The sequence below is a fragment of the Chitinibacter sp. ZOR0017 genome, assembly GCF_000799095.1.
In the GTDB taxonomy this organism is placed as follows: domain Bacteria; phylum Pseudomonadota; class Gammaproteobacteria; order Burkholderiales; family Chitinibacteraceae; genus Chitinibacter; species Chitinibacter tainanensis.
Map to the genome: position 1 here is coordinate 73,068 of NZ_JTLG01000007.1, position 26,092 is coordinate 99,159.

At 59.8% G+C, this 26,092-nt stretch carries 16 protein-coding genes; 9 read left to right on the forward strand and 7 right to left on the reverse strand.

All coding sequences use genetic code 11. The features are described from left to right. Positions 1–6 precede the first annotated feature (6 nt). The 4 genes from L991_RS02040 to L991_RS02055 form a co-directional block, all read right to left on the reverse strand. Positions 7–984, reverse strand: a complete 978-nt coding sequence (locus L991_RS02040; protein ID WP_047391647.1) for a LacI family DNA-binding transcriptional regulator — start codon at positions 982–984, stop codon at positions 7–9. Then, on the reverse strand, positions 981–2,423 hold the full coding sequence (locus tag L991_RS02045; protein WP_047391651.1) for a glycoside hydrolase family 125 protein: 1,443 nt from the start codon (positions 2,421–2,423) through the stop codon (positions 981–983). Before L991_RS02045 ends, L991_RS02040 begins: the two co-directional genes overlap by 4 nt. Further along, positions 2,420–5,515 (reverse strand): hypothetical protein, encoded by a 3,096-nt coding sequence (locus tag L991_RS02050; RefSeq protein WP_047391653.1) that lies wholly within the window; start codon positions 5,513–5,515, stop codon positions 2,420–2,422. The genes L991_RS02045 and L991_RS02050 overlap by 4 nt, the downstream gene beginning before the upstream one ends. 388 nt (positions 5,516–5,903) lie before the next feature. After that, on the reverse strand, positions 5,904–7,208 hold the full coding sequence (locus L991_RS02055) for a ferric reductase-like transmembrane domain-containing protein (RefSeq protein ID WP_047391655.1): 1,305 nt from the start codon (positions 7,206–7,208) through the stop codon (positions 5,904–5,906). 215 nt (positions 7,209–7,423) lie between these two features. On the opposite strand from L991_RS02055, the gene L991_RS02060 reads away from it, so the two are divergent. Next, positions 7,424–7,816: a VOC family protein gene (locus L991_RS02060; RefSeq protein ID WP_047391658.1), complete on the forward strand. Its 393-nt coding sequence runs from the start codon at positions 7,424–7,426 to the stop codon at positions 7,814–7,816. Positions 7,817–8,066: 250 nt separating this feature from the next. Here the strand turns inward: L991_RS02060 and L991_RS02065 are convergent, their stop codons facing one another. Beyond that, the gene (locus L991_RS02065; RefSeq protein WP_047391662.1) at positions 8,067–9,308 is read right to left on the reverse strand and encodes an acyltransferase; all 1,242 of its coding nucleotides are present in this window, start codon (positions 9,306–9,308) and stop codon (positions 8,067–8,069) included. Positions 9,309–10,005: 697 nt separating this feature from the next. Here L991_RS02065 and L991_RS02070 point away from each other — a divergent pair. After that, positions 10,006–11,622 (forward strand): methyl-accepting chemotaxis protein, encoded by a 1,617-nt coding sequence (locus L991_RS02070; protein WP_052190510.1) that lies wholly within the window; start codon positions 10,006–10,008, stop codon positions 11,620–11,622. A 110-nt stretch (positions 11,623–11,732) separates the two neighbouring features. Here L991_RS02070 and L991_RS02075 read toward each other — a convergent pair whose 3' ends face one another. Then, the gene (locus L991_RS02075; protein ID WP_047391664.1) at positions 11,733–12,686 is read right to left on the reverse strand and encodes a TIGR01212 family radical SAM protein; all 954 of its coding nucleotides are present in this window, start codon (positions 12,684–12,686) and stop codon (positions 11,733–11,735) included. A gap of 191 nt (positions 12,687–12,877) precedes the next feature. On the opposite strand from L991_RS02075, the gene L991_RS02080 reads away from it, so the two are divergent. Then, positions 12,878–14,539: an NAD(P)-binding protein gene (locus L991_RS02080; RefSeq protein ID WP_052190511.1), complete on the forward strand. Its 1,662-nt coding sequence runs from the start codon at positions 12,878–12,880 to the stop codon at positions 14,537–14,539. Between the two features lie 19 nt (positions 14,540–14,558). Here the strand turns inward: L991_RS02080 and L991_RS02085 are convergent, their stop codons facing one another. After that, positions 14,559–17,747, reverse strand: coding sequence for an AAA family ATPase (locus tag L991_RS02085; protein ID WP_047391665.1), 3,189 nt, complete (start codon positions 17,745–17,747; stop codon positions 14,559–14,561). Between the two features lie 116 nt (positions 17,748–17,863). Here L991_RS02085 and L991_RS02090 point away from each other — a divergent pair, with 116 nt between their 5' ends. The 6 genes from L991_RS02090 to L991_RS17160 form a co-directional block, all read left to right on the forward strand. Then, complete coding sequence (locus L991_RS02090; protein ID WP_047391668.1) at positions 17,864–21,508, forward strand: AAA family ATPase; 3,645 nt, start codon at positions 17,864–17,866, stop codon at positions 21,506–21,508. Between the two features lie 169 nt (positions 21,509–21,677). After that, positions 21,678–22,811, forward strand: coding sequence for an HBL/NHE enterotoxin family protein (locus tag L991_RS02095; RefSeq protein ID WP_047391670.1), 1,134 nt, complete (start codon positions 21,678–21,680; stop codon positions 22,809–22,811). A 113-nt stretch (positions 22,812–22,924) separates the two neighbouring features. Continuing rightward, positions 22,925–23,590, forward strand: coding sequence for a HugZ family protein (locus L991_RS16250; RefSeq protein WP_052190512.1), 666 nt, complete (start codon positions 22,925–22,927; stop codon positions 23,588–23,590). Continuing rightward, positions 23,587–24,318 carry a two-component system response regulator RstA gene (gene rstA, locus L991_RS02105; protein ID WP_028450080.1) on the forward strand — a complete coding sequence of 244 codons (732 nt, stop codon included), beginning with the start codon at positions 23,587–23,589 and terminating at the stop codon, positions 24,316–24,318. The genes L991_RS16250 and rstA overlap by 4 nt, the downstream gene beginning before the upstream one ends. A gap of 92 nt (positions 24,319–24,410) precedes the next feature. Beyond that, a complete protein-coding gene (locus L991_RS02110) occupies positions 24,411–25,706 on the forward strand; it encodes an ATP-binding protein (protein WP_047391673.1) in 1,296 nt (431 codons plus the stop codon). A 190-nt stretch (positions 25,707–25,896) separates the two neighbouring features. Then, positions 25,897–26,092, forward strand: a 196-nt coding sequence (locus L991_RS17160) for a hypothetical protein (protein ID WP_197053768.1), incomplete at its 3' end; no start/stop codon positions are given.

Here is a 26,092-nt window from a genome sequence, read left to right on the forward strand (position 1 = left end):
AGCTCCTTAGTGGGCGGTGCTGTGGCGCAAGATAAGTTCGACCGGGTGCAGTTCGTCCTGCACCGGGTGACGCTGGGTGTGTGCGAGCAACTGCTGAATGCCCGCCCGACCCAGCAGGGCTTTGTTCACGCTGACGGTACTAAGTTGATGGCGCGCGGCGGCGGCGATGTTGTCAAAACCGGCGACAGCAATTTCGGTTGGGATCGCGATACCACGTGCGTGCAGTTGCGCCATGATCTCGAGAGCGCACACATCGTTGTAGGCCACAATCGCATCGGGTGGCTGCGGCAGCGCCAGGAGCTGCGTTAGCGCCCGCTGCACGCCTTCTGCCAAGCTCAGCCCTGCCGGAATTAACACTTCCAGCTGCGGGTTGGCCAAGCTCTGTGCATCAAACAGCGCCAAGCGGTAGCCGCGCTCGCGCAGCCTAATCGAGTGATGCGCGAGCGAGCCGGACACAAAGGCAATACGTTGGCGGCCTGCCGCGATCAGCGCTTGCGTCATCGCATAAGCGCCCGCCTGATTGTCAGGGTTCACGCTGGGCAGATTGACTGCGGCGGTATCCACCATCGCCAGCGGTTTACCCAAGGCCTGCACCGCGCTGAGGGTACTGGGCTCGATAAAGCCGGCGACCAGAATCGCATCGACTTCCTGCTGCTGGATTTGCCGCCGAACTGACAGCGCCGGATTCAGGCTAAATGGCTGCAGGTTGATCCCCGCGGGCTGACAGGCCGCCGCCGCCCCGGCTTGGACGTCTGCGTAAAATGCCGCGGCTGCCGCGGTGGCGTGCTCTGGGTGCACCAGAAATAACACCCGCTGTATGGGCTTGGTGTGTAAGCGGGTAACCTCGTAGCCCAGCTCAGCCGCCAACTGCAAGATCTGTTGCCGGGTCTGCTCCGAAACCCCGCCCTGATGCTTCAAGGCCCGCGAGGCGGTGCCGACCGAAACGCCGGCTGCCTGAGCGAGTTGCCGCAAACTAATGCTCATGCGGCCTCCTGCGCGGGCATGGCCAGTAGCGCGGGGTGCTGGTGCGCCAGCTGCAAAATCAGCTCGCCAAACAAGGTATTCGCCCACGCAAACCAGCCACGGGTAAAGTCGCTGGGCGCATCGGGGTGGAATGACTCATGCATCAGCGCCGTACCGCCATCGCTGGCGCACAGCATGGCCAGACAGCGACGAATTTCGCTGGCATCGGTGCTGGTCAGCGCTTGCATAATGATGCTCATCGGCCAGATGCGCGGCGCCAGCGTGTGCGGGCTGCCGACGCCCGCCAACTGCTGATCGGCGCTGTGGAAATACCAGGAGTTGTCGCTGGATAAGATAAATCGACGGGTATTGGAGTAGATCTCAGTATTGGCGAGGCTTGCGTCAAGATACGGTAGCGAAAGCAGGCTGGGTACATTGGCGTCATCCATCATCAGCGCATTGCCATAGCCATCCACTTCATAGGCCCAGATCGTGCCGTATTTGGGGTGCTGTACTTGTGCGTGTTGGTGCAAGGCCGTTTCTACTTCATCAGCCAGCGCGCGGCAGCGCTGCGCCAAGGTAATGTCATCCCCGTCTTCACTCCCATTTTCCTCGGCCAGCGCCGCTGGGAAATGAATATCGAGCAAGCTAGCCAGCTGGCGTAGGCTCACCACGGCAAACAGATTACTGGGCACCAGAAACGGCAAGATGCAGGCGTCGTCCGATGGGCGGAACATCGACGCAATCAGGCCCACAGCTTGCAGCGGATTACCGCTGCCATTGCACGGCAAGGTATCGGATTGCCAGTGCGTGGTGCGGGTAAAGCGGTACGGCCCGGCATCGTGCTTGCGTTGCTGCGCCAACATCGTGCCCACCGCCAAGCGCATTGCTGCCAGCCAATTGGCATCAAAGACGCTGGCGTCTTGCGTGGCCTGCCAATAGCCATGCGCCAAGCGGATCGGGTAACACAGCGAATCGAGCTCCCATTTGCGCTCATGCACGCCCGGCAACATCGTGGTGTGATCACCCAGCCATTCGCCGCTTTGATCTGCTTGTGCACTCTCGATTTTGCTCACGGTGCTGGGGCGCGGAAAATCGTCGGGCCAGCTAAAAGCATTGGCGTAGGGGTCGAGCAAAATACAGCGCGCCTGCCGCCGGATCAGCCCGGCGATCAATTTGGCGAGCGCGGCATCATGGCGGGCAAACGGCAGATAGGGCCAGACCTGCGCGCTGCTATCGCGCAGCCACAGTGCATTGATGTCGCCAGTAATCACCCATGTATCGGGCTGGCCTTGTTCGTCTTCACGGTAAAACACCGTGGTGTCGAGCGTATTGGGGTAGCAATTGAGCCACAGCTGGCGTAGCGCGGGATCGCTAATCTGCTCTGCAATCTGGCGCAGTGTGGCCTCGATGATGGGCGAGCTAAATTGCGCTTGGGCAGGGCGTTGATTAAGGCTCATAAGATGCACTCCACTGGGTGTTGCCACAGGCTCTGATTGACCACGCCTCGTGCGTCGGTCAGCCACAGGCGGGCGCGGCCGGCCGGTAGCTGGGTTTGATAGCGCTGCTGCGTGTGCGTGTCTTGCCACGCGATGGTCTGGCTAAGCTGGCTTTCATTGATGGCAATCCACAGCGTGTGGGCGGCAAAATGCTGGGCTTGTAAAAACACCCCGATCGGGGCCGCCCCCAGCCATTGCCAGTCTGGTGTGACTTGCGCCAGCTGCAGCACATGTTGGTACAGTGCCAGTAATGGTTCGGGGCGCGCGTTATGCTCTAGCGGCAAAGGGCTCCAGATGATTTGCCCACGCCCGAGCGCAATGCGCTGTACGTGCACGCCTTCAGCCGCCGCGCCGCAACCAGTATCGAGCCGCGCAATACATTCGCCGCCAAAGCTGGCGCGATAGGTGTGCCCAGCGATGTCGATTTGCTCTTCGCGGCTGAGATTGCGAGTGTGTGCTTCAGTGAGCTCTGGCCGTGGGCAGGCGCGGAAATATTGATCGAGCGTGGCCGGGCCCGTGAGCAAGACGGTGATCGGCTGCTCGGCCAGTAATTTGCTCAGCGCTTGCCAGCTCTCCGGGGCGATATTTTGCGGTGCTGGCCAGATGATCAGTTTGGGTGGTGCGGCGTGCAGATGGCTGAAATCCTGATCGCTGACCGCGCGCAGATTGTGGCCCAGTTCAAAGCCAAATTGGCGCACCAGATTTTGCGTGGCCTCCAGCGTGCTGCGGCGATTGCTGTAATCGTTATTAAAAGGGTATATGACTGCAATGTCTGCTAGCTCTCGCTCTTGCAGATATACCCCTGTCTTAGCAAAGAAATCACCAAAGGCGGCGGTGATGGCGGCTTCCGGTTTTTGCGAGCCATCGGCGCGGCAGGCGCCAATATGCGACTCGTTCAGATTATCCATGTGATAGTTGCAATTCCAGATCCAGTGCACCGCGCCGGCATTGCCATAGCTGTAGGCGTAGGCATATTTGCGCTCCAGCAGCTGCATCAGCTCGGCCTCGCTGCGGCGCGAGCGGCCATCGGCGCGCTCGACGTGCATGATGCCGGTTTCTTGCACCAGATTTGGCCGCTGGGGCGTTTTGCTAAACAGGCTATCCCACGCCAGCGCGTCGTTCAGCCACCAGCTATGCACGCTGGTGTAATCCACGACATCGGCATAGAAGAACGGGTGCGGGCGCTGCTGCCCCAGCGCTTCATCCTGCCCGACACACACCATCGCATGCGGCGCGATTTGCCGGATGCTGCTGGCCAGATCGGCCGCCCATGCGCGATGCGCGGCTTGGGTAAACAGCGCGTAATCAAGCCAGATACCATGCTGTTTGGGGCGGATTTCGGTGGTGTTCATGCCAATGTCGTCGGGCTGCGGCGCGCGTACGGCCGACCAGTCGGGCAACTGGCTGGGGCTTAAATCCCACGCTGATTGCCAGTGGCGAATATCGGCGTTAATGCCTTGCAGATAGGCGACAAAAGCGCGCGTCTCATCCGCATCGCCCAAGCTGCGCGGGCCGACAAAAATCCGTGCTGGATCGAATAGCGAAGGCTCGTTGATCAAATCCCAGTGCACGCGTTTGGTGTCGATATGGCGTGCAACAATGCTGCGAATAAAGCGCTTTTGCGCGGCGCGGCTACGCGGGTCGAGATAGGGGTTTGCGCCTTCCCAGGCCTCGGGCGTAAAGGCAAAAAAGGTAAAGCAGCATTCCAGATCAAGGCTGGCGGCGGTATGGATGAAGGCATCAATCGCGCGCAGCAAGGCTTCTTGCGCATGACCATCGACAAACATCAATTGCCGCCAAGCGCTCCAGATGCCGGTGCGGATATAGTTCACGCCCATCGCTTTGAGCGTGGCCATATCTTGCTGCCACAGCGCCACATTCGGTAGCTGCAGAAACTTGCGATGCACATCGCTGGCCATATACGTCATGCCAACAATCGGCATGATCTCGCCATCGCGTTCAAAATAATCGCGCCCAGCGCGCAGCTGGCTGCCGCGCGCGAGCAAAGCCTGATCACGCCCCCAAAAGCCTTGCTGCAAAGTTTGGCTGTCGCCCAAGTCATTGCTCAGCTCGACCGTGATGCTGTAGCGGCCAGCTTGAATCGGCGTGGGCAGGGTAAAGCGTAACGATTGAATACCACCATCATGGGTATCAAGCTGAACGCTATTTTGATACATCTCTTTGGCGATATACCCCTGTTGAGTATGGTGAAGGACGCTGATCTTGGCTTGCCAGACAGCGGCTTGCGCCGCGCCCAGTGCTTCGGCTTGCAAGGTGAGCGTGGCCATTTCGCCCGGCTCGTAGCAGGCAAAATCGGGCTTGAGCCACCATTCGGTCACGCCACACAGCGCATGGCGGGCCAGTTGCAACAGCATCGCCATCCCGCCGTGCTGCCAGAACGCAGCGTTGGGCGTCAGATTGACAAAAATCTGCCGCGATCCGGCCATCTCGCCGCGCAAACGCTCGATCATCACCACTGGGCTGGCGCTGTGTTGCGCCGCTAAATCAAGCTGTGGATGCGCTTGCTGGCACTGCAGCAGGCTATAAATGCGCGCATCCATCGGCCCGGCCGAGCCGGAGTCTTGCGGCTGGTCTTTGTGTTTGGTTGGCATCAGCACAAAGCTATCGGTCTGCCTGATGTTGGCGGCGGTAAAGCACGCCAGATGCTCGCTCAGCCAGCTAAATTGGCGGCCCGCAGCTAGCCGATAGTCCGCACCGAGCGCCACGGTTTGGATTTCCTGAATATCAAGCTGGCGAAACAGCGCTGCGCGCGGCTGGCTGTAGCCGTCTTCATCGACCGGCGCGCTAAAGGCCTGCTCGCCCAAGCTGACTAAATGCCCGCCGCGTGCCAGAAAGCGCTGCAGGGCAGGCCACGCCGGGCTGGGAAAATACGGGCCATGCAGATGCAGCAACACGCAGGGCATCGTGGCCGCATCCAGCCCCGCGCTTAATGCCTGCGCCGCCACCACTTGCGCGCCCACTGGCATGGTCAAGTCTGGCGGCTGCTCGCCGGGCTGTGGGTAAGAGTCATCATGGAAAATCAATACCGACATGGCTATGCCCCTGTGTGATTGTTTAGCAAAACAAGCAAATTACTAAACGTAATGGACGTAGTCTGCGCCCACTCACTACATCGAGGCAAGCGCACCGCGATGATTGGTGGGGGTAAATATTCACAATCAGAGCCGGAACTGAAGTTGGCCTTGGCGCTAAGCTGCTGGCTTAAAAGGCTTTTCAGGTGAAGGTGGAGGCGAAGTCTTGGCGTGGGTACTGCAAATTGTGTGCAGCTACAGACTAAATGACAGTCAAGTGGGCCGTGTACCCAAGCCCGCCCATCCAGCCACTTTTGTATTGTCAGACGGCTAAAAGGCTGGCTCGCCCAGCGCTTTTGGCTGGGCTGGTGAAGGTGGTAGGACAGAGGCGCGCGCTGATGCGACGCACTTAGCGCATCTGAAATGCCTCTTGGTGGAAGTGCTGTGCCGGCATGCCTTGCTGGTTGAGCTCATGGCGTAGCTGCTTGGCGAGGCCGTCGGGGCCGCAGAACCAGATGCTAGGCCATTGGCCATTTTGTGGTGCGATGCCGAGCTTGGCCAGCGTGGGGCGGCCGGCTTGGGCGCTGTAATGCACCTTGAGTGTGATCGAGGGCAGCTTGGCGCACAGCGCCTGCAGGCGGGGCGCGTAAATGGCATCTTGTGCATCGCGTACGCAGTAGTGCAGCGTGGCCGTGGGGGCATCGGCTCCTTGGGTGGCCAGCGCTTCTAGCCACGCTAAAAAAGGCGTAATGCCAATACCGCCGGCAATCCAGACTTGGGGTGTTTCCTGGCATGCCGCGCCGATAAAGCAGCCATATGGCCCCTCAATGCTAACTACGTCACCCACTTGCACTTTGTGCGGCAGCTGGCGGGTAAAGTCGCCCAGCGCTTTGATCGAAAAGCGCAGTGTTTGCGCTGCATTGGGGACGCTGGCAATCGTGAACGGGTGCGCGCCTTCCCAGCCTGCCAAGCGTAAAAAGGCAAATTGCCCCGGCTGATGCTGCCAAGCCCCGCTAACTGTGCATTCTAGTTCCAGAGTATTGGCGCTGATCGGGGTTACGGCGCTAACGGTTGCGCGGTGCGTGCGCTTGCGGCCGATTTGGCCGCTGAGCGACATTATGGCGCAGGCAGTACCCATCATGGCGGTGACGGCAAGCAGCCAACCCACGGGTTGCAGCCAGTAGCTGTGCGGCATCAAAACCAGGCTGTGCAGCGCCAGCACAATAAAGACCACGGCCAGAATTTTGTGTACCACCCGCCAGATCACATACGGAAAACGCTGCCACAGGGTGATGATCAGCATAATCCCCAGCAGCCAAACCGCCCATTCACCGAGGTCTTTGGCGGGGTGGCGCAAAGCATCCAGCCAGAACTCCGGCCGTGGGCTGCGCGGTGGGCGGGTAAAAAACTGGTGCAATAGCCCGCCGGATAATTTCAGCAGGTAATGTAGCAAGCCCAGACTAATGGCCAAAATACCGGCCCATTTGTGCAGGTGATACATTTGGTCGAGCCCGCCCAGCGGCTTTTCCAGCCAGACCGGGCGCACCGCCAGCAACATAATCAGGCCCATCAGCTCAAATGACAGGATGCCGGTGAGATTCATGCCTTCGCTGCGTAGCCACCACACATCGATTTGCGGCGGTGGATTAAGCCAAATGCTGCCCAGCCAGCTGATAATACTCAGCGCCAATAGCGCAAAAAGTGGTTTTTTCATGGCGGGCTCCCACAACACAAACTCGATGTTTTTATCCTACGCCCGCTCATTGGCCTGAATAAATACCCTATTACAACTTCATAAATGGTAATAATCCCCTTGGCGGGGTAAATGAGAATTATCCTTTTTATTCAACTGGGTAAATGTATTTTGCTGCGGGGATTTAGCGGCTAGGTGTATGCTGGGCGGGCGAATAAATTGCGCTGAGGCAAAACATGAAACTGGGCTATACGATCATTTATGTGGCCGATGTACCGGCCGCACTAGATTTTTACAGCCGCGCCTTTGGCTTGGCCACGCGGTTTATGCATGAGAGTGAAACTTACGGCGAATTAGCGACCGGCGAGACCACGCTAGCCTTTGCCGCGCATACCTTGGCGGAGCTTAATTTTACCGGCGGGCATGTGGCGGCCGATCAGTCGGCGCAACCCTTGGGGTTTGAAATTGCATTTGTCACAGCCGACGTAGCGGCGGCCTATGCGCAGGCGCTGGCCGCAGGGGCCAGCGAGCTTGCCGCGCCCGTTAGCAAGCCATGGGGACAAACGGTGGCCTATGTGCGTTGCCCATTCGGCGTGGTGGTGGAGCTATGTACGCCGATGGCGGGCTAGGGCAGGGCTGTGGCGCAAGGCTTTGTGGCGCGAAGTCGCCTGATGTGCCAGTTGGTTAAGCGCCGTAATAGTGCCCACTAGCGCTTAGGTTCGACTGGTATCCAGCGCGGCCCGAGCGATGCCATTGCGATACACCACAATGGCTTCCTCATCGCGCTGCTCGTGGCCAACTCAGCGAATGGCTTCAAGGTTATACCTGTGTGGGTATCGCCTTGAAGGTTATTCTCAATAAGCTCCTCAGCGATATACCTTAAGTATTCTTGCCTTCGATCGCTGGCATGGTCAGCGAGTTGGCCGCAAGGGAAGTATGCCGTGTCGGGCGCAAAGCTAGCCGCTGACGCAGATAGCGTTGCATTGGCCGCTCAAAGCCGTGGTAGCTCAGCGTCGCCACCGCGCAGGTCAAGAAGGTAAACAGCATAATCCCCAGCAACAGCAGGCCGGCACTGGTTTGGCTATACCAGCTAGCCAGGAACGCCGGCGCTAGCCAGTGCAGCACTTCCACCCCCACCAGCAATAGCACGGTATGCCACAGATACACCGCAAACGAGATGTCACCCAGCCAGCGCCCCAGCCGACCATCTAGCAAAGTCAGCAAACCATTGCGGCGCGATTGAATCGCCGCGGTGTAAACCAGCCCGGCAAAACTCACGATCAGCGCCAAGCTCATGCCGAGGCTAGTTGGTAATTGCAGCAGTACCAGCGGCAGTGCCAGCGCAACCCCGAGTGCTGGATCATTATTCAGCCAATGCTGCGCCACCCGCGAACGCACGGCAGGCAGCAGACATAGGCCCAGTGTGAAACTCGCTAGGCCACGCGCCACTGCGGGCCAGCCGGTGGTGGCATCCAGCGAGCCCAGTTGGTGGTGCACCAGCCCCAGCGCGAGCAAAGCCAGTGCCGCAGCCAGCCAGCGCCAGCCAGCCCGCTGCCGCGTCAGGGGCAACAAGAGCGGAAACAGCAAATAGCACAGCCATTCAATACTGAGCGACCACGACGATACATTCCAAGACAGACTGTCATTGAGCACGCTTTGTAGCAGGAAAAACTGCGAGCCCAGCGCATCCAGCCGGTTAAACGGGCCGGCAAAGGCCGGAATATCGATCATGCCCCAGCTGGCAAATAGCGGCCCGCCATAATATCCGCGCCCGGCTAAAGCCTTGATACTTTCCCAGCCCAGCAAAATTAGCAGGGTTAGCAAAAACAGCGGGTAAATCCGGCTCAGGCGTAAACCTAAAAACTGCCAGTAGCTCACGCTTTTGCGCGGGCCTTGCAAGCTGTGGGCGTACACATGCGCCAGTACCAGGCCACTGAGAATAAAAAATAAATCGACAAACAGGTACGCGTTTTCCAGCAACAAGCTATGGCTGGCGATCAGCTCTTTGGCTTGGGGAAACAGAATCAGTCGGGCATGAAAGAGCATCACCATAATGGCCGCAAGGCCGCGTAGTGAGCTTAATAGGGGTAATTCTTCGCTGTTGGCGAGTTTGGCCTGCATAGTGTGCACTCCTCTCGATCGGAAAAAAGACACGCCCCGCACGGCCAGTGCGCAGGGCCTGCCGGAAAGAGGACTGTATGCTTAATCCTTACGAAAGGAAAATGCCGATATTGGCCGGGTTGGATGGCTCAATAAGGTGCGAATAGCAATGAAAAGGGCTGAAATACGGTTGAAATGTAGTGATTTGCAATTAGCTACACGGTGTTGAATTGGTTATTGCTGAGGGTTTGTTAGCAAATTGAGATGCTTTGCCAGATTTGTTTACAATAAATTACCGTAGATAATTAATTGCTTGAATTCATGGGTAAATACGGCTTTTTTTGCCAAGCTGTGGTGTGCTGGCTTTTGAATATAGCACGAGAATGAAAGTGATTCCGTTCTCGTGTTCCGAATTTAGCGCGATGGTGGCTCAGACTGTCGCACGACTGCTGCACTGAATTCGGGCGAGATTGCACATCGTGTTAGAATTTAATGAAATAGTAATTTAGTTGTGCTGGCTGCTCGTACGCTGCATAAGGCTACTGCGGATGGGTAACATTTCGTGGCGAGAAAGCCTGCGATGAATCTGGCTTCAGCTTGGGATGCCCGCGCTCGGCTGTGGCGCAGATGGCTAGGTAAAAACTATTTTCTGACTGGAATAAGCCGCAGTTGCGACCTATTCTGAAAAACGATTTGTTCTGCTCGCTAGGGTGCCGTAATGACGATTAAAGCAAAAGCATGGCTCTTATCCATCGTAGTGATGGTGGCGCTGATAGGGGTCATGGTGGTCGGCCTGTCGACCATGAAAACTGCCGCCAATGAAGACAATAAAGCGCGGATTCAGCAATTGCTGCGCAGTACCTACCTGACGATTGTTGAGCTGGAAAACATGGCCGCTTCGGGCAAGATGAGCGAAGAGCAGGCCAAGGCGATTGCCACCCAGCTGCTGCGGCAAAACAAGTATCACAAGTCTGAATATGTTTATGTTGTGGATGAGAAGCTCAACTTCGTTTCCACCCCGCTCGATCCGCAATTGCACGGCACCAGTTTTAATGAATTTAAAGACGCTCAAGGCAAGAGCGTGGGTGCGCTAGCGGTCGAGGCGCTGCAAAAATCGGGCGGTGCGCTGACCGAATACTGGTGGACTAGCGAGCGCGAAGGCAAGGTGGTCGATCTATTGTCGGTCGCAGTTCAAACTCCGCGCTGGCACTGGATTGTGGGTAATGGCGTGAGCTTTGCTGAGGCCGATCAACGCTTCTGGAGCAATGCCCGCTGGCAGGTGGTGATCTGTCTGATCATCTCGGCGGTGGTGGCGATGATCTTGCTGGCTAGTGTGCGCAAGCTACTTGTGCAGTTGGGCGGCGAGCCGGATTATGCAGCCGAAGTCGCGGCAGCGATTTCACAAGGGGATCTGGGGCGCAAAGTCACGGGTAATTTCCGCCCGGATAGTCTGCTGGGCGCGGTTTCCAGTATGCAAACCAGTTTGCGGGAGATGATTCAGGGCATTCAGCGTGGTGCCGAAGAACTCAAGCACGCGGCCAGTGGCCTGACCCAGCAAATGGAATCCATCAACCAAGCTTCACGCCAATCTTCGGATGCCACGCAATCGAGTGCGGCGGCGATTGAGGAAATGTCGGTCAGCATTGATCATATTTCGCAAAGCGCGCGTGAAACCGAGGCCAATTCTTCCCGCTCGGCGCAGCTGGCCAACGAAGGGGAAGGGCTGGTATCGCAAGCCGCCGGTGAAATTCAGCGCGTAGCGACGCAAATCGCCACCGCCTCCGATCTGATTGGCGGGCTGGTTGAACGCTCGCGCGAAATCGACAGCATCGCTAGCGTGATTAAAGAAATTGCCGACCAGACCAATTTGCTGGCACTGAATGCGGCGATTGAAGCTGCCCGTGCCGGCGAGCAAGGCCGCGGGTTTGCGGTGGTGGCCGATGAGGTGCGTAAACTGGCAGAGCGCACGACGCAAGCCACCGGGCAAATTACCCACATGGTGCATGCGGTGCAGTCAGATACTTTGTCGGTCGTGGCGAGCATGGATGAAGCCAAACCACAGGTGGAGCGCAGTGTGGAAATGGCCGATCGTGGCGCCGAAACCCTGCGTGAAATTAGCAATGGCGCTTCTGAAACGCTGGCGAAAATCCGCGATGTGGCCAATGCCACTTCCGAGCAAAGTATGGCCAGTAGCAGCTTGGCGGTTAATGTGGAGCGCATTACGCATATGGTGGAAGAATCGGCCGAATCTGTCCGTGCGGCCAATGAGAATGTGCGCCGGCTGGAGCAATTGGCCAGCGAGCTGCGCTCGGCGGTGACCCGCTTCCGGTTGTAATGCGGTTCCGGGCGACAAGTTTGGGTCGCAAAAAAAGAGCACCTGCGGGTGCTCTTTTTTATGCTGAATTGCCAGCTTGCTGGGCCGCACGAATTTAGGCCCGTATGCCCTTAGCCCGTCCACAAGCGCCCTTGCCAGCTGTTTTGCCGCACGAGCTCCGCACTGAGTAGCCGCCCCAGCTCTTCTTGACGAACCGACCAATTGGGCGCGAGGCGCAAACGGGGCGGTACTTCGCTGCCCAAGCGCTGTAGCGCCAGATCAGGGCGCATCCGCTCCAGAAATTCCACCAGCAATTGCAAATATTCGTCCTGCTCCAATAGCGGCACGCTGAGCGGACTGCGGCGCCATTGGTTGGCCAGCTGCGTTCCTTTCACCACCTGCAGCTGGTGCAGTTTCAGCGCCGCAAGGGGTAGGCGCGATAAATGTGTAGCGCCGTCCAGCATACTGGCGCGGCTTTCGCCAGGTAGCCCCAGCATCAGATGGGCGCTGACCGTGAGGCCGCGTGCGGCGGCGCGCTCAATGGCATCTACGCTGCAGGCATAATCATGCCCGCGCTTAACGCGGCGCAACGCCGCATCCGAAGTGGATTCCACGCCGATTTCCAGCTCGATGGTCACGCTCTGTGCTAGCTCGGCCAGCAAGTCTAGGGTGGCGTCGGGTAGGCAATCGGGGCGGGTGCCGATCACCAGCCCGCTGATGCGCGGGTGAGCCAGCGCATGCTGATAAGCTGCCCGCAAGGCGGCTTGTGGTGCGTAGGTGTTGCTATACGCCTGAAAATACGCCAGCCACTGCCGAGTGCGCGGATAGCGCCGCTGCAGAAACTCCAGCCCGGTATCGATCTGCGCGTGAAGATTATCAAGGTGTTCAGTCACATACCCTGGGGTAAACCCACGGTTATTACAGAATGTGCAGCCCCCAATCCCGAGCCGGCCATCGCGATTGGGGCAACTAAAGCCGGCCGCGACCGAGATTTTTTGCACTCGTCCGCCCGCTTTGGCGCGCACTAGATCATGCCAGGGCAGATAGCGGCGCTCGTGCAGCAAGGGTGGTATTAAATCGTGCATCATGGATCGCCCAAAACAATGCTGCTTTATACCCGCGCCAATGGGCGGCGATCTTGATCTGCGGCAGCTGCGCAGCCCGGCTGCGACAATCAGTATCAGTTCAGTATCAGGCTGGCGCGATCACTTGCTGCGCGTGCGCGGATCACGGAAGGTCACGACTAAACCTAGACCAACAGCACAGGGAGAGCGGCATGCACAGTACATCAGTAGCAATCATCGGGGGCGGGGTATCGGGGCTGGGCGCCGCCTACTATCTGTGGCAAACCGTGCAGCGCAGTGGCCGGCCATTGCACATTCGCCTGTACGAACAGAAAAACCAGTTGGGCGGCAATGCCGATACCGTGGTGGTGCAGCTGGGCGAATTGCAAACGGGAGCGGGTCAGGCGGTACCGTATTTTCGCTGGGCCGATCTGGGGGTAAATGATGTCAACCTCACGGCCTATCAACGGCTGAAGGCAGTGATGGAGCAGATCGGTTTTCTGGATAATATGAAGCCGCTGCAAGACACCGAAAGCTATGCCAGTAGTGATTTGCGCGTGGCGCTTACCGACGATAAATACCTGTGCGATGGCGTGACCGACCCCACTTTTAACCTCGCCGCGGCCGATCAGGGCCGCTTGGCGCAGCTGATTCAGGTGGTGCATCGCACGGCGCTCAATACGCTGTCGGAATTCGAGCAGCAGGCGCAAGATCGGCTGGATTACACCGTCGGGCGCTTTTTTCAGGATTGCCTCGATGACCCGCAGGCGCTGCTGAGTAAAGCTGCGCAAGAGCTCAAAATCAAGCTCGATTGGGCCGACCCGGTCCTGCCAGCACGACTGCAGCGCGTGCGTGATGAAATCTACTACCCGCGTATTTCGGCGATGTATTTCACCGACGATCAGGGCCCGGCCGGCATGCCGCTGCAAGCACCGTTTGAATACTACCGCGTGCAGGAAGGCGGTAATGAGGCTCCGGATCGGCGCTATTTTGATCATGGCTCGCAAACCTGGCTGGAGGCGCTGGCGGCATTTTTGCTGGCGCAAAATGGCCCGCACTTTCGCTTTGAGCTGGTGACGGGGGCGGCGGCTACGGTGCGGGTGGCGCAGCCCGGGCAGGCGATGGTGCACGTGGGCGAAAAGGCGATACCCGCCGACTGGGTGGTGATGGCCACGCATGCCGATGATGCCTTAAAAGGCCTGAGTTTTGGCGATACCCTGCATCAGTATGGCCAGCAAATCAAATCAATACTTAGCTCAGTGCGCTATACCGATAGCTATGCCGTGGCGCATACCCATGCGGCGCGCTTGCCGGCTAATCGCGCGCTGTGGCGTACTTACAATATTCATGTCCGTGATGCCGGCGATTCGCTGTTTCCGTATCGGATTGATTACGTGGCCAATTTGCACCAGAACGACCCGCTCAACCCCCGCTATGATCGGGCGGGCCTGCCGCAATTTTTTGTCTCACTGGTCGACGATCTGAATCTGATTCCGCGCCAGCATATGCTCGATCGGGTGCTCGATTCGGCGTCGATTCCCGCCGACATGCTGGCCGCCTTGCCGCAAGCCACTCGCCGCCAGCTGGAAGGGATTTTGGAGCCGAGCGCCTACCGGGTTAGCGATCCGGCCAATGATTTGCAGCAAAAAGCCTGGACCACCTTTAAGCACAATGTGCTCGATGCTCAGTGCATCCGCGCGCAGCGCGCAATGCTGGCCCACAATCAGCGCGTGGCGGCACAGCTAGAGCATAGCCAGCGCCCCGCCGTGCCAGTGCTGTTTAGCGGCGGCTGGACGCACGGGGCGGGTTTGCAGGAGCAATGCTTGGCGCAGGCCGAATTAATTGCGCAGTGGCTCAGCCCGCTGCTGCGCTAAAGGCGGCTGCGGCGCCCGCCTAAACGGCGCTGAGCTCGGTATGCAGGCGGGGTAGCACCCCTGCCAGCCCCAGCTGCGCGCCGCGTTGCTGCAGGCTGGCCAGCTGTGGGCTATGGCCTTGTTCGCCGTGCTGCACATAGGCCTCGAGCAGCGCAACATGGTGATCGACCCACGGGCAAGGGTCGCGGCTAGACAGCATGGCCAGTGCGCGGATATGCGTCTGTGCCGCTGCCCATTCCCCGGCCAAAATGCAGCTTTCGGCCGCGGCTACGCGGAAACGGTAAGCATTGTGGCCGACACAACCGGCAGCCAGCAGCGCTTCGCCCTGTGCTAGCGCGTCTTCGCGCACCAGCGCACGTTCATCCAGCAGGGCCAGGGTGCCCAAGACCCAAGGGCCAATAAACTGTTGCAGCCGAAAGCGCTCGACCTGCTGCCAGGCTTGCTGGATCAAATGCCGGGCCTGATCGGTTTGCCCTTGCAGATAGCGAATACGGGCCAGGCTTTCCAGTAAAAACGGCTCAAACCGGCCGGCTCCAATCTGCCGCGCCACGGCGAGGCCTTGTTCGATCTGCTGCTCGGCTTCGCTCAGCCGCAGCAAAGACAGCAGCGCCCAGCCCGCCGTGAGCCGCGAAACGACTTCGGCGCGGCGATTGCCCACCGAGCGACCCAGCTCGGCGGCGGCCAGCGCGTCATCCAGCGCGGGTACGGTTTCATTGGCATACAGGCGTACCGTACCGAGCATAAAACGATTGGCGGCTTCGGTATCGGCAAAGCCATATTGCTCGCACAGCGCCAAGCAGGCGCGGATTGCCTCGGCGGCTTTGCTCATCCAGCCTTCGACATAATACGAGTCGCCAATGCCGCCCAGCGCCTTGGCTTCAATCGCCAGCGCGCCGGCTTGGCGGGCGAAATCCAGCGCCGCCTGATGCTGGGCGCGGCAGCGGGCGAAATCGCCACGAGGGAAGTACAGATTGCCTTTCAGATAGCTCAGCTCTGCGGCGCGGCGATAGTCCTGCGCGGTGAGCGCGGCGGGCAGGTATTCATCCAGCAGCTGCTCTTCGGCGGCAAGCTCATCCAGTAGATTGAGCGTTTGCGCGAGCCCCACCACGGCTTCGAGCACTTGGCTGATCTGCTGGGCATGCTGCTTGGCCGCTTGAAAACAGATGCGCGCTTCCTGCGTGAGGCCCAGCTTGCTGGCGGCCTGGGCGCGCAGCAGATTGAGTGTGCACAGATCGGGGCTGACATAATCGATGGCCAAGGCCCGCTGGGTGAGCTCGAAGGCTTGCTCATACAGCTGGCGCTGCAGTTTGTCTTCAATGGCCCGCACAAAGGCTTGCGGCGCCTGTGGATGGCGGGCTTTGAGCAAGTGCTGGGCTTGCAGCGCCAGATCGCGCGGGGCGTAGTAATCGGCGATGCGGGCATGAATATGCTCGCGCTGTGCGCTGATCATCGATTCGTAAATGCCGCGCAAAATCAGATCATGAATAAACACCAAATACCCTGGGGAGGTAGTGCGCATCAGATAATGCCGGATCGGCATTTCTGGCGTATACCCCTCGTCATTGAGTAGCTCGCGCAGCATGCTTAATTCAATTTGCGCGCCAGCTGCGGCAGCTACCCGCAGGGCCTGCCGATCGGTGGGGGTGAATTGATCCATCTTGGTTTGGATCAGGTGTTTCACGCTATCGGGTAGCACCCGGCTGCGGCCGCTGCGCAGCAGCAGGCTAAGAAACAGTGGATGCCCCTGCGCCTGGCTAATACATTGCTGGCGATAGGTGGCATCTACCTGACTGAATTGCTGCGCCATGGTGGCGGCTTCGGCGGGCCGCAGCGGGGCTAAATCCAGCTGGGTGAGCGGCAGGCCCAGTAGCTGCGGGCGCAGGTAATGTTCGAGCGGGTCTTGCTCGAAGCGCGACGTGAGTAGCCAGATAATCGGCGCTTCATCAACCAGATTCAGCAGCGGCAGCAAAAGCTCGAATAGCGCGGGCGTGGCCCAGTGCAGATCTTCAAGCGTGAGTAAGAGCGGGCGCAAAATGGCCTGCCGCAGCAAGAGCTCGCGCAAACCGGCCACCTGATGCTGCAAACGGCTGGCTTGGGTCATGGCGCTGTACAGCGTGGCCTGTTCGGCGCTGAGCGTTTCGCCCAGCAGCATGCGCAAGCACAGCGCGGCCTCGGGCGCGAGGATTTGCAGCGGCAAAGGCGTGGTTTTGCTGGCCTGCGCAAGCAAGCTGCACAGCAGTTCGCGCAGTGCATTCAGGCCACTATCATCACCAAAATCGAGCACCGCGCCTTGCCAGCTATGCAGGCCTTGGCTGGCTGCCAGCTCCTGACATTCGGCCACCAGCCGGCTTTTGCCGATGCCGGCCACGCCGCGCACATACAAGATATGCCCAATCTGATCCTGACGGGTGTAATCCAGAATCGACTTCACCTGCTGCATTTCCAGATAGCGGCCACACAGCGGCAGCAAGGCCTCATGGGCCGAATCGACGTAGCCGTTGAGCCATTCCCAGCCGGGCTCGGCGGCGCTTAAGGTGTAATCCTGACTCAAAAGGGCGCTTAGGCCTGTTTTCAGGCGGATGCCACTGGCGGTGGTGGCTGGCTGTGGCCACCAGTGCGAGCCATCGGCGGGCAGCGGCCAGGCCGTGAGCCCCAACTGCAGGCTGACTTGGGCGCCCAGTTGCTGCTGGATCAATTCGGCGCAGCGCACCGCGCGCTGGGCATCGCTGCGATAAGCGCAGGGCAGGCCAAATACCGCCCGCCAGGCGTTGGCGGTTTGCGCGGCGGCGGTGCCGCCAAATTGCTGCACTAGCTCGGTTAATTGTTGCTGCTCGGCCGTGCTGAGCGGGCCATTCAGTTGCAGGCAGACCACATCGCGCTGCTCATGAAACGCGATTTCGGGGGCGCTGCGGGTTGTGGGGCTGTGCGAGCTGGGTGCGTTGGCGGGGGCAAGTGGGCTGGCTAGTAGTTCTTCCAGCGTCACACTGTAAAAGCTCGCCAAATGCCGGGCGGTGCGGTAGAGCACGGGTTTGAGCGTTTCTGCCCGCTTGATCGAGGCAATCGATACACACAGCCGTTGCTCGAAGCAGCGCTGGGCCAAGGCTTCTTGGCTGAGGCCGCTTTGCCGGCGCAGCTGTTTCAGGCGCTCTGAGTCGAGCACGACACGACCGTCGGAGAGAGGGCTGGATTCTTGCACTGGCTGCGACATGCAATTCTCGATTCAGTAAGGCGGAGCAATCAGGTAGGGCTGGCGTTGGCGCCATGCAAGCCAGATAATAACGCGCATTCGTTCGCCAATCGTTCGCTAGGATCTCTGGAGCCCCGATGTCGCTTGTTCATGCTGCGCCTGTTCAGCTGTCTTTATTAGGTCGTTGCCGGCTGGCAGCGCCGGGGCAGCCGGCGCAAGACCCGTTTCCGTATGACAAGGTGCGTGCTTTGCTGGCGTATCTGCTGTTGGAGCGTGAGCGTAGCCATCCCCGCGAGGCCTTGGCCGAGCTTTTGTGGCCACAGGTCAGTGCCGAAACTGCGCGCAATAATCTGCGCCGCACCTTGCATGATTTGCGCCGGGTGCTGGCGCCGTGGCCAGCGTTAAGCGATGGCTTGCAGATTAACCGCCGGGAGCTGGCTTGGGCGAGCAACGCGGCGGTGGAGTGCGATGTCTGGCGCTTAATGCAACCGGTGTTGCCGGCGGACTTACCGGCGGCGGCCACCGCGCGCCTGGCCGCACCAGTGGCGCCACTGTTGGCGGGGCTGGTGCTGAGCGACGCGCCCGAGTTCGAGCGCTGGTTGCAAATCTGGCGCCAGCGTTGCTGGCGGCAACGCCAGCAAGTGCAGCAGCAGCTCAGTGATTATTACTTGGCCGCCGGCGAGCAAAGCGCGGCGATTGAGAGCCTTTTGGCCGAGGTGGCGCTAGAGCCACTGCATGAGCGGCCCTATCCGGCCTTGTTCACCGCCTTGCTGGCCGAGGGGCGTCGCGCCGAAGCGGCGACGCTGTACGAGCAGCTATGCCTGCGCCTGCAGCAGGAATGCGGGCAAAGCCCAAGTGCAGAATTAGCCGCGCTGTATGCTCGCTTGAGTGCCGCCCCGCAGCTAGCGCCGGCGCTCGCTTTACCCAGCGCGGCCACCGGTCCGGCCGAGCGGCGCGCGGTGTATGTGCTGGCCGTACAGATCGAGCTGCGCCCCGGCATGGCCGCCACAGAGCGGCTGGATGTGCTGGGGATGCTGCATGAAAACCTACTCGAAAGGCTGCAGCAGCAAGGCGCATATTGCTGGCCACGCGCTTTGGGGCAGGTACTGGCCTACTGGGGGTATCCGTTGGCGAGCGAGAAAATGCATGATCTAGCGCTCGATACCGCCTTGGGTATTCGTAGCTGGCTGGCGCAACAGCCGGCCTGGGCCTTGCGCCAGGCCATTCATCAGGGCTGGATGCTGTCTGATCCGCGCTATCCGTGGCCCGATGCCAGCGGGCAGATCAGCCGCGAAGCCGAAGCTGGCGTGGTGTTGGCCGAGCCGGGCGAGATTTTGCTTACGCCGCAAGTCTTGGCGCAGGGGGAAGGGGCGTATTTATACAGCGCGCGCCTCAGCCGCGGCGGGCGGGGTTTTTATTCGCTCAGTGCGGCGCTGCTGGGCTTGCAGCGGCAGGAAGGGCCGCTGATCGGGCGGGAGGTTGAGCTCGCTACACTGCGGCGCCATTGGCAATCGGCCAGCGCGGGCCGGGTGAATGCCGTGCTGGTGCAGGGTGAAGCGGGCATTGGTAAATCGCGTTTACTCCGGGCGCTAATGGCCGAGGTGGCGCAGGGCGGCGGGCAGGTGCGGATATTGCGCTGTAGCCAGGAGCTCGTGCATGCGCCTTACCATCCGGTGATTCAGCTGTTGCAGCAGCAATTGGCGGCGCTGGGGCCAGCCAGTGATTCGGCAGAAGTGCAATATGCGCGGCTAAGTCAATGGCTGGCACCACCGGGCAGCCAGCTGCAGCTGCATTTACCGGCACTGTGCGATTTACTCGGGCTGTTGCCGGCGCCGGCCGTACCCCGCCCAGCCTTGCAGGCGCGGCGTGAAATCGAAGCCGCCTTGCTGGCCTTGGCGCAAATGCTGGCCCAGCGCGGGCCTTTGTTGCTGGTGGTGGAAGATGTGCACTGGCTAGATCCATCCACCGCTGAGGTGCTGCACAAACTCCTCATGCTGCGCAAAACGCCCATTTTGCTAGTGCTGAGTGCCCGCCCGCCGGTGGTGTTGCCGTTTACTTTGCTGAGCTTGACGCTCGCGCCGCTTTCGGCTGTGGAAGCGCTGGCGCTGGCCCGGCAATGGAGTCCGGCCGAGCTAAGCGTCAATGAGCTCACTGCGGTGCTCGCGCAGGCCGAGGGCGTGCCGCTGTTTGTGGAAGAAATGAGTAAAGCGCTGGCGCAAGGCCCGCGCGCCGGCTTGCCCGTTTCATTGTGGGGGCTGCTGGCGAGCCGGCTAGAGCCCTTTGCCGAGGCGCGCCAAGTGCTGCAGGCCGGTGCGGTGCTGGGGCGACAATTTAGCCATGCGCAATTACAGGCGGTCTGGCGCGGGGAAGCCACTGTGTTGGCCTCCGCCTGCCAGACCTTGGTGCAGGCGGGGATTTGGTTGGCTGCCGATGGGCAATATCGCTTTCATCATGCCTTGCTGCGCGATGCCGCCTACCAGATGCTGCCGCCGCTGGAGGCCCAGCATTGGCATTTGCGCGTGGCCGAAGCGCTGGCCGCGCAGCCCTTGCGGCGCGTGGCGCAATGGGAACAGCTGGCCCAGCATCAGCTGGCGGCAGGGCAAAAGCTAGCTGCCGCCGAGGGGTTTTTGCGTGCGGGGCGGCTGGCGGCCGAGCAGTCGGCCAATCAGGAAGCGGTGGCCTTGTTGCGCGCCGGGCTCGCCGCGGTGGCCGATTGGGCGGCACCGAGCGCGCAGCTGGTACAGATTAATCTAATCGCTGCACTGGCGTCGATTTTGCAAACACTGCAGGGGTATGGCTCGGAAGAAGCTAAATCTTATTACGCTCAGGCCTATACCCTCATTCATCAGCTGGATGCGCAAGAGGCCTTGTTCCCGGTGGTGTGGGGCTTATGGTTGGGCGGGCGCGCCAGTGCGCCGGAAGCTGCGCCGCTGGAATTGGCCCACAAGCTGGCCGAAATTGCGGCGCTGAGCGACGATCCGGCGCAAACCATGCAGGTGCACTATGCCTATGGCAATAATTTTTTCTGGCTGGGGCGCTATGCCGAAGCGGCCGAACACCTGCAGGCCGCGCTGGCAATCGGCGAAGATCTGTCGCCGTTTGCGCTGATCAACCGCTTTGGCGAAGACACCAATATTTCGGCGCGGGCCTTTCTGGCCTGGGTGCACTGGTTTCAGGGTGATGCATCTGCGGCAGAGGGCTGCATGCAGCAGGCGTTGCGCGAAGCGGCGGAGTTGCAACACGCGCATACCCAGTGTTTTGCGCTGACCTTTGCCGCCATGCTGCAGCGCTTTGCGCAGGCGCCGGCCGCGACGGAGGCGCTGTGTACCGAGCTAATGGCGCTGGCGCAACCACAGGGTTTGTCATTGTGGCTGGCGGCGGGCTTTGCGTTGCAGGGCTGGGCGCGGGCAATGCAAGGGGATGCCGCAGCGCTGGAACAGGTGGCCTTGAGCCTTGCCGAAGCGCGCAAGGCCATGTCGGGCATCGAGCCGACATTTGCCGGCTTTCTGATCGAGGCGCTGTTGCACGCCGAGGCGGAGCGCGCCGCCGAGCTCGAGCTACAGCGCTGGATGGCGCTCGCCGGTCAGTTGCAAGATGTGTATTACCTGCCAGAGGCGTGGCGCTGGCAAGCGCAGCTGCACCAGCGGCGCGGTGACACGGCTGCCGCTAAAGCTGCCTTGCGGCAAGCGCTGGCTGTGGCGGCAGAGCAGGGCAGCGTGGCCTTGCTGCAGCGCGCGCAGCAGCAGGCGCAAGAGTGGGGCTGGGCCGAGCTGGTGGTTTAAAACCGCACGCAGGCCGGCTAATTGCCCAGCGGCCATCGCGTGGCGGCGCTACGGCGCCGAGCTTAGCCTGCGCATCTGATACCAAACTCAGCCAGCGCCCTCATGCCAGCTTGCGTACGCTGCACTACCACTTGCCTAGCCGGGCGAGGGTGTTTGCCGGAGGTGCTGCATGTCGGAAGTGTATTATCTGTATTACCTGTCCACCGAACAGAGCTTGGGTGAAACCCTGAGCCCGGATGCCTTTCGCCAGCCCTTGGCCGAGGTGCTCGCCGCTTTGGTGCAGTTACAGCTGTACAGTACCCAGCTACAGGCGCAGCCCAGCCTCTGGAGCGAGTGCCGCGATGCGGTACTGGGCCGGCAGTTGTATCACCAGCAAAACGCCATGCAGCGTAATGCCGATATTTATCTGCAGGTCTTGCAGCCCAAATTACAGCGCCTGCTGCAGCGGGTGGGCCTGTTTGCCCAGCAATTTCAGGCTCAGCAGCACACGCTAGCCGATTGCTCGGCCACGCTACTGAGCCAGCCTAAAAATCGCAGCCGTTTTTTAAGCTGCCTGTATGAGCTGGAGCAAGTGGCGCAGGCCAATCATGCCGAGGTGCAGACTTTTACCCAATATCTGGCCGGCTATGTGTATGCGGTGAATGATCAGCAAGCCGGCTTGGCGCAATTTGCGGCGCAATATCGGCGCCAGTGGCCGGTGAGCTTGCCGCTGGCGACTCAGACCGTGGCCCAGCTCACTTTGCGCCAGCAAGCTATCCGGCAAGATCTAGCCGCGATGGCGCGCTCGTCGCTAACGGTGGGCGGCGCGGTGATTGCGCTGGTGATCAATCAGCTGGTGAGCTTGCCCGGTGAGCAAGGGCCGGTGCAGCTCTTGGGCGCGGCCGCGACGGTAGGCTTGGGCAGCATGGGTGAATTAAATGCCAGCGCGATGCAGCTGGCGGCCAATAGCAGTCAGCTGGCGCAACACTATCAAATCCTGTGGCCACTGCATCCCGATCAGGTCTTGCTGCATGCGCTGGAAAATCAGCTGCATAATCTGCAGCATGCAGTAACCCAGCTGCATGAACACGCCCGCCAGCTGGATCAGGCGTGGCTGGCCTTGCGGCAGTGCTTCCGCGATTTTCGTGGGCAGGCCGAAGGGCTGAACAGCATTTACGATGTACTGAAAGTCGATAGCTCGCTGCGTGCGGCCACTCAAGATTGGCTGCATCTGGATCACACCTTGCAGGCCATGCAGCAGCAGGCCCAAAGCCTGAAACCTGTCTTGCCCGCTCGCCAGCGGCCAGCTGCGCTGGTGGCGTAATCGACCGCAGCCAAGTGTGGCGCAGCCTCGACCACGCTATGGTAAATCCACCACTGACGCGGCCCTTGGCTCAGGTTACAATCGGCTGATTGTGTTGTGAAGCCGAGAGTTGCGTGTCTGAGTCTGCGCCTGATTTATTGCCCGATTTGTTGCAGCTATTGCGCCAGAGTCGTCATGGCTCGTTGGGCACGCATTCGCATGCCATGCCCGGCTATCCACATGTGTCGTGGCTACCACTGGTGCCCGCGCCCAATGGGATGCCGATTGTGGTGATAAGCGAGCTGGCCGAGCACACCCAGAATGTCCGCCATCATCCAGCCGTGAGTTTCCTGTTGCACGAAGGCGAGATGGCCTTGAGCAAAGCGCGCGCCACCGTACTGGGGCAGTTGCGCCCGCTGGCGGCCGAGCCCTTGGTGCTGGCGCGGCTGAAGCGCTATGCGCCGGGGCTGGTGAAATATCTGGCACTGGGGGATTTTGCGCTGTGGCAGCTTGAGTTCGTGCGGGCACGCTATATCGCCGGCTTTGGTAAAATGGGCTGGGTAGAAGCAGCCGATTGGGCGCGCCACTATGTGCTGCCGCTCGAAGCCGAGGCCACCCTGCTGCAGGATTTTGCCGCGCATTGCCCTGCCGAGACGGAGCTGGTTGGGATCGATGCGCAGGGCCTTGATCTACGCCGGGGCGACACCCTGATGCGTTACCCTTTTGCGCAGGCTGGCCAAGATCTGGCCGCCGTGACGCAGCAATTACAGTTATTACTGCAAGGATTAGCCAAGCAATGAATACCACGCGGGTTTTGTTTGTTGAAGACGATGCCGATCTGGCCGAGCTGATTGGCGGCTTTTTGCGCTCGTTTGAATTCACGGTAGATGTCCTGGCCGATGGGCTGGGCGTGATCGACAGTGTGAAAAGCAATCCGCCCGAGCTGATCTTGCTCGACATTATGTTGCCCGGCAAAGATGGCCTCACGCTGTGCCGCGAGCTGCGCGAGTTTTACGCCGGCCCGATTATTTTGCTGACCTCGCTTAATAGCGATATGAATCAGATTCTGGGCTTTGAAATCGGCGCGACCGATTACGTGGTGAAAACCACACCGCCGTCGGTGTTGCTGGCGCGCATTCGCGCCCATCTGCGCACGGCGGGGCAAAAGGGGGCGGATCTCTTGGCCAATGCGCCGGCCAAAGAGCAATCGGTACTCAATTTTGGCAAGCTGCAGATCGATTTGCGCAATCGCAGCGCCAAATACCGTAATGCGCCGATGGGGCTCTCTACATCGGATTTTGATTTGCTGTGGGAGCTGGCGAGCCACGCCGGCGAAATCCTCACCCGCGATCATTTGCTGAAAAAACTGCGCGGCATTGAATACGATGGGCTTGATCGCAGTATGGATGTGGCGATTTCCCGGCTGCGTAAAAAGCTGGATGATGATCCGCTGGATCCGCAAAAAATCAAAACCATCCGCAACAAGGGGTATCTCTTCGCAGCCGATATTTGGTGGCAGGAAGACTGATATACCCGGGGATGTATCTAATAAATGGCCCACTGTTGTTGCAGCTGGGCCTTTTTCTCGCCCGGCTTGGGTGATGTTTGGGAAGCTTGCTGATGCGCCAAGTGTTTATTCGCTTCTACCTGACGGTGGTGTTGTGTTTTCTGCTCTCCTCGCTGCTGATCGGCGGGTTTTACAAGCAGATGATCGAGCGCACCAATCAGCGCTATTTGAGCGATATGTTTCTCTCGACCGTATCGCTGATCGAAAAAGAGCTGGGCGATCTACCGCCATCTATGTGGCATGACGAAGCCTCGCGCCTGCGCGGTAAGCTGCCGGTGCCGGTGGATATCGAAGCACTGAATGCGTATTCGCTCTCGGAAGAAAACCAAACCGCGCTACAGCGCGGCGATATTATTTTGTTGAAAGACCGCGGCCTGTATCTGCACCGCATTCACCAGACCCAACAAATGGTGGTGCTGGGGCCGATTTCATTTCTGGAATCGCTGGAAGGTATTTCATGGATGGATATCGTGGCGCTGGTGCTGATGTGTCTGGCGCTGGGGATTCCGACCTGGCTGTGGCTACGGCCTTTCTGGCGCGACCTGATTCAGGTGATTCGTCAGAGCCGGCGGCTGGGGGCGGGCGACTTTACCGTGCGGGTGAGCCTGGAAGACAGCTCGCCGCTGGCGGCGCTGGGCTCCAATTTCAACCGCATGGCGCATGATATTGAAGAACTCACCGCTTCGCGCCGCGCGATGATCGATGCGGTCTCGCATGATTTGCGCACGCCACTGGCGCGCTTGCGTTACCGCTTGGAGGCGATCAAAGCCGGCGCCAATAGCGCCTCGCAGGTGGAAGCCATCGAGCGTGATCTGGGGCAGATTGATCAGCTGATTGATGAATGGCTGACAATGTCGAGCCTGGATAGCCCGCAATTGCGCATGGAAGTCCAGCCACTGGAAGTCATGCCGTGGCTGCAGCGCTTGCTGGCTGAATACGCGCTGGACGGCACGATGCCTAAATTGCACAACCTCACCGGCAACCCCAGCCCGCTGCTCGACGTTGATAGTTATTACTTCGGCCGCGCGGTAGGCAATGTGCTCTCGAATGCCCGCCGCTATGGCGGCAAGGAAATCGAGCTGACGTTGCTGTGGCAGGACGGCACCGCGGTGCTGCACATCGATGACAATGGCGAAGGGATCCCGCAAGAAGATCGCGCGCGCCTACTGCAGCCGTTTACCCGGCTGGAAGGCAGTCGCAACAAAGCCACCGGTGGCTTTGGCTTGGGGCTGGCGATTGTGGCGATGATTATGCGCGGGCATGGTGGCGCGGTGAGTATTCTGGATGCGCCCAGTGGTGGTGCGCGCCTGAGTTTAAGCTGGCCCACGCCGCTGCGCGTGGCCGAGTAAAGGATCGATTTTCAGTCGAGCGGGACTGTATTGCTGCCTTTCGTAGCGCACTGTAGCTTTACTACGTACTTTCGGTTACACAATCACACCAAGCCTGCATCGCCAGCCGCGATGGCGAGTCGCATAATCCGCGTCGTTAAAGGTATTCAATGCCGAATACCGCGAAAAGAATTTTTGTGGAGTTTTGAAGATGAACAAGATCGCTGCTGGCGTTATCGCTACCGTATTTGCTGCTGCTTCAGTTTTCGCAGTAGCTGCTCCTGCTAAGAAAGCCTCTGCGGCTTCTGTAGCTTCTGCTGCTCAAAAAGCTCAAGCTAAAAAAGCTTCAGCTGCTTCTGTGGCTTCTAAAGCTTCTGCTGCTCAAAAAGCTCAAGCTAAAAAAGCTT